Annotated in this window: 5 protein-coding genes and 2 riboswitches; of the genes, 3 read left to right on the top strand and 2 right to left on the bottom strand. The window is 69.9% G+C overall.

Annotated elements, in window-relative coordinates; all coding sequences use genetic code 11:
• Both QQK25_RS21860 and cobU read right to left on the bottom strand, forming a co-directional pair.
• Nucleotides 1-568, bottom strand: a 568-nt coding sequence (locus tag QQK25_RS21860) for a nicotinate-nucleotide--dimethylbenzimidazole phosphoribosyltransferase (protein ID WP_284189859.1), incomplete at its 3' end; no start/stop codon positions are given.
• Nucleotides 569-650: 82 nt separating this feature from the next.
• The gene (gene cobU / locus QQK25_RS21855) at nucleotides 651-1,208 is read right to left on the bottom strand and encodes a bifunctional adenosylcobinamide kinase/adenosylcobinamide-phosphate guanylyltransferase (RefSeq protein ID WP_284189858.1); all 558 of its coding nucleotides are present in this window, start codon (nucleotides 1,206-1,208) and stop codon (nucleotides 651-653) included.
• Nucleotides 1,209-1,272: 64 nt separating this feature from the next.
• A riboswitch (cobalamin riboswitch) is annotated at nucleotides 1,273-1,513 on the top strand.
• 135 nt (nucleotides 1,514-1,648) lie between these two features.
• Between cobU and QQK25_RS21850 the strand changes: the two genes are divergently transcribed.
• The 3 genes from QQK25_RS21850 to QQK25_RS21840 all read left to right on the top strand — a co-directional run.
• Nucleotides 1,649-3,586: a TonB-dependent receptor gene (locus QQK25_RS21850; RefSeq protein ID WP_284189857.1), complete on the top strand. Its 1,938-nt coding sequence runs from the start codon at nucleotides 1,649-1,651 to the stop codon at nucleotides 3,584-3,586.
• Nucleotides 3,587-3,648: 62 nt separating this feature from the next.
• Nucleotides 3,649-3,892, top strand: a riboswitch (cobalamin riboswitch).
• 128 nt (nucleotides 3,893-4,020) lie between these two features.
• Nucleotides 4,021-5,874 carry a TonB-dependent receptor domain-containing protein gene (locus QQK25_RS21845; protein WP_284189856.1) on the top strand — a complete coding sequence of 618 codons (1,854 nt, stop codon included), beginning with the start codon at nucleotides 4,021-4,023 and terminating at the stop codon, nucleotides 5,872-5,874.
• Between the two features lie 94 nt (nucleotides 5,875-5,968).
• Nucleotides 5,969-6,161 (top strand): hypothetical protein (locus QQK25_RS21840; protein WP_284189855.1); only part of this gene is annotated, 193 nt, incomplete at its 3' end.

Genomic DNA, 6,161 nt, shown 5'->3' with positions numbered 1-6,161 from the left:
CCGCCGCGTCGGTGAGGCAATGGGTGAGGAGCGACGCGGCGGCGGTGTTGCCGATGCCCATCTCGCCAAAGCCGACCACGTTGCAGCCGTTGGCGGCCAGCGCGCGGGCGAGCTCGCGGCCGCGGGCCAGGGCGGCGTCGCGGGTGGCGGCGTCCATCGCCGGGGTTTCGAGATAGTTGGCGGTGCCGGCACCGAGCTTGGCGTCGATGAGGCCGGGGCGCGGGCGGAAATCATGGGCCACGCCGGCATCCACCACCGTCAGGCCGAGGCCCATCTGGCGGGCGAAGACATTGATCGCGGCGCCACCGGCCAGGAAGTTCTCGACCATCTGCCAGGTCACGTCCTGGGGGTAGGCCGACACGCCGGCCTTGGCCGCACCGTGATCGCCGGCGAAGACCAGCATCTGCGGCTGGCGCAGTTCGGGCGAGCACGTCTGCTGGACGAGCCCGATCTGCTTCGCCAGCGTTTCGAGCCGCCCGAGGGCGCCGAGGGGCTTGGTCTTGGTGTCGATGCGCTGCTGGAGGGCGGCGGCGATGCCCTGGTCGGGGCGGGCGATGGCGTAGGTCATGACGGCGGCGGGGGCGGGGCGAAGCGGCGGATGCTAGCAGGGCGGGGCGGGTGGTGGGAAATGGGAAGGGTGGGAAGTGGGGTCAGGGGCGGGGCGTGTCCTTGAGGACCAGCGGCAGGCCGGCGGCGACGAAGACCACCCGCTCGCACAGGGCCGCCACGGCCTGATTGACGCGGCCGGCCTCGTCGCGGAACAGCCGGCCGAGCGGCGTTTCGGGCACCAGGCCAAGGCCCACCTCGTTGGCGACGAAGATCACCCGGCCGGGCAGGCGGGGGATCAGGTCGAGCAGCGCGGCGCGCTCCCGGGCGAACATCGGCAGCAACTCGGCGCCTTCGCCGGGGGCGAGGGTTTCGGCGCCGTCCAGCAGGTTGGCGAGCCACAAGGTCAGGCAGTCGACCACCACGCAGCGATCGGGCGCGGCGGTGGCCTCGAGGGCCGCGGCGAGCTGGCGGGGCGCTTCGACCACCTGCCAGCCGGCGGGGCGGTCGGCCTGATGGCGGGTGATGCGGGCGTCCATTTCGGCGTCCAGCGCCTCGGCGGTGACGATGACATGCACGGCAGCGCCGCTGCCCGCGGCCCGTTGTTCTGCAAGGCGGCTCTTGCCCGAACGGGCGCCGCCGAGGATCAGTTCGCAGCTCATGGAAATCCGGAAGTGTCTGAATTGGTGGTATTATCGCAGGCTGTGTGCCGGCGGCGATGTCTGCCGGCAACAAAGTGCTCCAGGTGCTCCACGGGCCATCCGGCCCAGGAGTTAAACGGGAAACAGGTGCGCGGTCTTCCTCGAAGCCGTCATGCCTGTGCTGCCCCCGCAACGGTAAGCAGGTGCATGGCGCGTCAATGAGCCACTGGGTTTTTCAACCTGGGAAGGCGACGCGCCGCGGCCGGTGGTCAATCCACCCGGCCCAGCCTGCAAGCCCGGATACCGGCCTCGGACACACCAAGCGGAAGTGCCACGGGGTGGTGGCGACGGGCGCGGCCGGTGTTCTCCGGCGCATCTCGCGGTTTCTCCCCTCACGTGCTTCCACACATGATTTGCCCGATCCGGCGGGGACGCCAGCGGGCCAGGGAGAACACATAAAAATGATCAACCGCCTTTCCGCCGTCGCGCTCGCCGTGGCTGCCGCCCTTGCCGCGCCGGCCCATGCCGCCGACGTGCAGCCCGAAGTCGTCGTCAGCGCCAGCCGCTTCGACGACGCCGACTCCAAAGCCCCCGTCAGCCTCACCCGCATCAGCCGCGACGACATCGTCCGCAGCGGCGCCAGCCTGCCCGACGTGCTCGGCATGGCCGCCGGCGTGGATGTGCGCCCGATGTCCGGCGCGCTGGGCATCGACACGGTGGTCGACCTGCGCGGCTTCGGCGAATCCGCCGGCAGCAACACCCTGATCCTCGTGGACGGCCAGCGCCTCAACCCGGTGGACATGAGCGGCATCGACTGGTCGGCCATCCCGCTGCACAACGTCGAGCGCGTCGAAGTGATGCGTGGCACCGGCGGCGTGCTGTTCGGCGACCGCAGCGTGGGCGGCGTGATCAACATCATCACCGACAAATCCGGCGCCCCCCGCGCCAGCGCCGGGCTCACCCTCGGCAGCTACGGCTACCGCCGGGTCGATGTATCCGCCGCCGGTTCGGCCGACGCCACCTACTTCAACATCTTCGCCAACTACGCCGACGTGAACGGCTGGCGCAAGAACACCCAGGGCGACCAGCGCGCCGTCTCCGGCCGGGTCGGGCACATCCTTGGCGACGAGCGCGAAGTCTTCGTCGACGTGGCCGCCTACGGCGATTCCAACGGCCTGCCGGGCTCCATCAAGCGCGCCGACTACGACGCCGACGCCTCCCGCGCCCGCAGCCTCACCGACCACCAGAAGCGCGAGGGCTACCGCCTGCGCCCGGGCGTACGCTACGCCATCACCGACACCCTGATGCTCGAAGGCGAGATCACCTACAACACCTCGCGCCAGAACGCCGTGTACGGCGCCACGCCCTACATCGCCAACCGCGACACCACCGCCTTCACCCCGCGCCTGCAGTGGCGCCATGGCCTGGCGGGGCTGGCCAGCACCACCGTCGCCGGGCTGGATGTGTTCCACGGCAAGGTGGACAACGTCGCGCTGGATCAAGCTGGCTCGCAGCTCTCGCGCGCCTTCTACGTGCAGAACACCACCTCGCTCCGCTCCGACCTGCACCTCACCCTGGGCGGGCGCCGGCAGATTGTCCGCCAGCACGCCGAAGACCGCGCCAATGGCATCGACGGCGAAGCCACCCACGCCCGCAACGCCTTCGAAGCCGGCCTCGCCTGGGATCTCGACCGCAGCACCCGGCTGTTCACCCGCTGGGGCCAGGTGTTCCGCTTTGCCAACACCGACGAGCTCTTCGGCTACGACCCGCTCACCTACGCCCCGGTGTTCACCGGCGGCAACGTGCGGCCCCAGCACGGCACCAACCTCGAAGTCGGCGCCCGCTACAAGGCCGACGGCCTGATGGTGCAAGGCGCCATCTACCGCCTCAGCCTCACCGACGAGATCGGCTACAACCCCATCACCTACGCCAACGAGAACTTCGACCGCACCCGCCGCGAAGGCCTCGAACTCGAAGCCCGCTGGCGCGCCCTGCGTAACCTCGAGCTCAACGCCGGCCTCATCACCCAGAACGCCAAGTTCGTGGATGGCCCCTACAGCGGCAACACCGTCACCCTCGTGCCCAACCTCAAGTACCGGGTCGGCGCGGTGTTCGACGCCGCCACCGCCGGCCGCTACGGCGCCACCTGGACCCACGTGGGCAAGCGCCGCTTCGGGGGCGACTTCGACAACACCAAGGAGATGCTCGACGGCTACGGCATCCTCGATCTGCACGCCGACTGGAAGGTGCGTGACGTGACGCTGCAGCTGCGCCTCGCCAACGCCACCAACCAGAAGTACGCGCCCTACGCCCTGTACTCGTCCTTCGCCGGCGACTACTACTTCTACCCGGCGGAAGGCCGCACCCTGTTCGGCTCGGTGCGCTACGACTTCCGCTGAGTCGCGGGGCTTCATCACAGCTTCAAACCAGCAGGAACCTTCGGCCAGCGGCACCGCTGCCGGCCGATCGACGTGACCAAGGTGCTCCCGGGCCAGCAGGCCCGGGGGTTAAACGGGAAACAGGTGAGCGCGCTTTCATCGAAAGCCGCAAGGCCTGTGCTGCCCCCGCAACGGTAAGCAGGAACACGACGCGTCACTGCGCCACTGGGCCCTTCGGCCTGGGAAGGCGATGCGCCGCGGCGGTGCCGGATTCAACGGCCCCGCCCCACTGCGAGCCCGGATACCGGCCTCGGTTGCCTCAAGCGGAAGTGCCACGGGGTGGTGGCAGGCGCACGCCGGACGGTTTTCGACCGTCCCGGGCCAGCCTCTCCCCGGGTGCTTCCACCAGCAAACCACCGGGTTGGCGGGGACGCCGCCCGGTTCGGGAGACCTCCATGACCTTCATCCGCCCCACCCTTGCCGCCCTCGCCGTGGCCACTGCCTTCCCCGCCATCGGCCTTGCCGCCGACGCCGAACAACCCGTGGTGGTCGTCACCGCGTCCCGCCAGGCCCAGCGCGCCGACGAGGCCATCGCCGACGTCACCGTGATCGACCGCGCCCAGATCGAGCAATCCGGCGCCAGCTTCGGCCTGCCCGAACTCCTCGCCCGCCAGCCCGGCATCCAGATGGCCACCAACGGCGGCCCGGGCAAGAGCACCTCCATCTTCATGCGCGGCGGCAACGGCAACCACACCATCCTGCTCATCGACGGCATGCGCATCGGCTCCGCCACCACCGGCACCGCCAGCTGGCAGGACATCCCCCTGTCGCAGATCGAGCGCATCGAGATCGTCCGCGGCCCGGCCTCGGCCCTTTACGGCGCCGACGCCATGAGCGGCGTCGTCCAGATCTTCACCCGCAAGGGCCAGGGCGCCCCGCGCATCGACGCCTTTGCCGGCGCCGGCAGCTACGGCGCGCGGGAAGTCTCCGCCGGCGTCACTGGCGGCACTGAGCGCCTTAGCTACGCCCTGCGCGGCGGCTACACCGAGACCGAAGGCACCAGCGCCAAGATGCGCAAGGCCACCGGCTACAACCCCGACCACGATCCGTATCGCAACACCAGCATGTCGGGCAACCTGGGCTACCGCCTCGCCGACGGCCACGAGCTGGGCGCCACCTTCCTCGCCACCGAAGGCCGCAACTTCTACGACGGCGAAGCCAGCTTCAACAACTACAACAACTCCGCCCAGCGCGTCTGGAGCCTCCACAGCCGCAACCGTCTGACCGCCGGCTGGACGAGCACCCTGCGCTTCGGCCAGTCGGTGGATAGCTACGAAGGCTTCATGCTCAGCAAGCCCGCCGGCTCCACCATCCGCACCACCCAGGACCAGCTCGCCTGGCAGCACGACATCCGCCTGCCCGTCGGCACCCTGATGGCCGCCTACGAAAACCTCCATCAAAAGGCGCTCAGCGAAGGCGCCTTCGACGGCGGGCGCACCGTCAACTCGGCGCTCCTAGGCTGGACCGCCGGTTTCGGCGCCCACACCGTGCAACTCAACGCCCGTCACGACGAGAACAGCCAGTACGGCGGCAAGACCACCGGCTACGCCGGCTACGGCTACCAGATCGCCAACGGCCTGCGCTTCACCGGCAGCATCGGCTCGGCCTTCCGGGCGCCCACCTTCAACGAGCTGTACTACCCCGGCTTCGGCAACGCCAACCTCAAGCCCGAAAACGCCTACAACAAGGAGATCGGCCTGCTGTGGTCGCAGGGCGGCAGCTTTGCCAGCCTCACGGTGTTCCGCAACCGCATCTCCGACATGATCGTCACCTTCCGCAACCCCAGCACCGGCCGCTCGATGCCGTCCAACGTGCGCGAAGCGCTGGTGCAGGGCGTGTCGCTGGCGGGCGGCACCCGGCTGGCCGGGTTCGACCTCGAAGCCGGCATCGACTTCCTCGACGCCAAGGACCGCGACTCCGACGCCAGCCTGCCGCGCCGGGCCAAGCAGAGCGGCCACTTCCGCGTCAGCCGCAAAGTCGAGCGCATCACCGCCGGCGTCGAGCTGCAGGGCGTGGGCGGCCGCTACGATGCGGTCAGCTTCAGCAGCAGCTCCCTCGCCACCGCCACCGAGCGCGACCGGCTTGGCGGCTACGGCCTGCTCAACGCCTTCGTGAAGTACGCCGTCACGCCCGACTGGAGCCTCGAAGGCCGGGCCAACAACCTCCTCGACAAGCAGTACGAGACCGCCTACGGCTACAACACCCCCGGCGCCAACGTCTTCTTCGGCGTACGCTACGCCCCGAGGTAATTCGTAACCAAACCGGGCCGCGGGCAACCCCCGGCCCGGCGATGAACACACCCATGAACCCAGACACCTTCCGCCCGCAGGCGGCCTTCTGACGATGGCCGACGAGCTCCACCTCGCCACCCGCGGCCCCGCCACCACCCCGGCAACGCGTTCCCGCGCCGGCCGGCGCGGGCGCCAGCGCGCCCGGCTGGTGCTTCTTGCCCTCGTCGTCGCAGCGCTGGCCGCCTTTGCCTGGGCGCTCTCTGCCGGCGCGCTGGCGGTCTCCCACGTCGATCTGCTCGCCGCCC

This window comes from Zoogloea oryzae (assembly GCF_030161255.1).
GTDB classification, from domain to species: domain Bacteria; phylum Pseudomonadota; class Gammaproteobacteria; order Burkholderiales; family Rhodocyclaceae; genus Zoogloea; species Zoogloea oryzae.
Note: the sequence above shows the minus strand (reverse complement) of the source record. Positions and strands in the feature narration are given on the sequence as shown.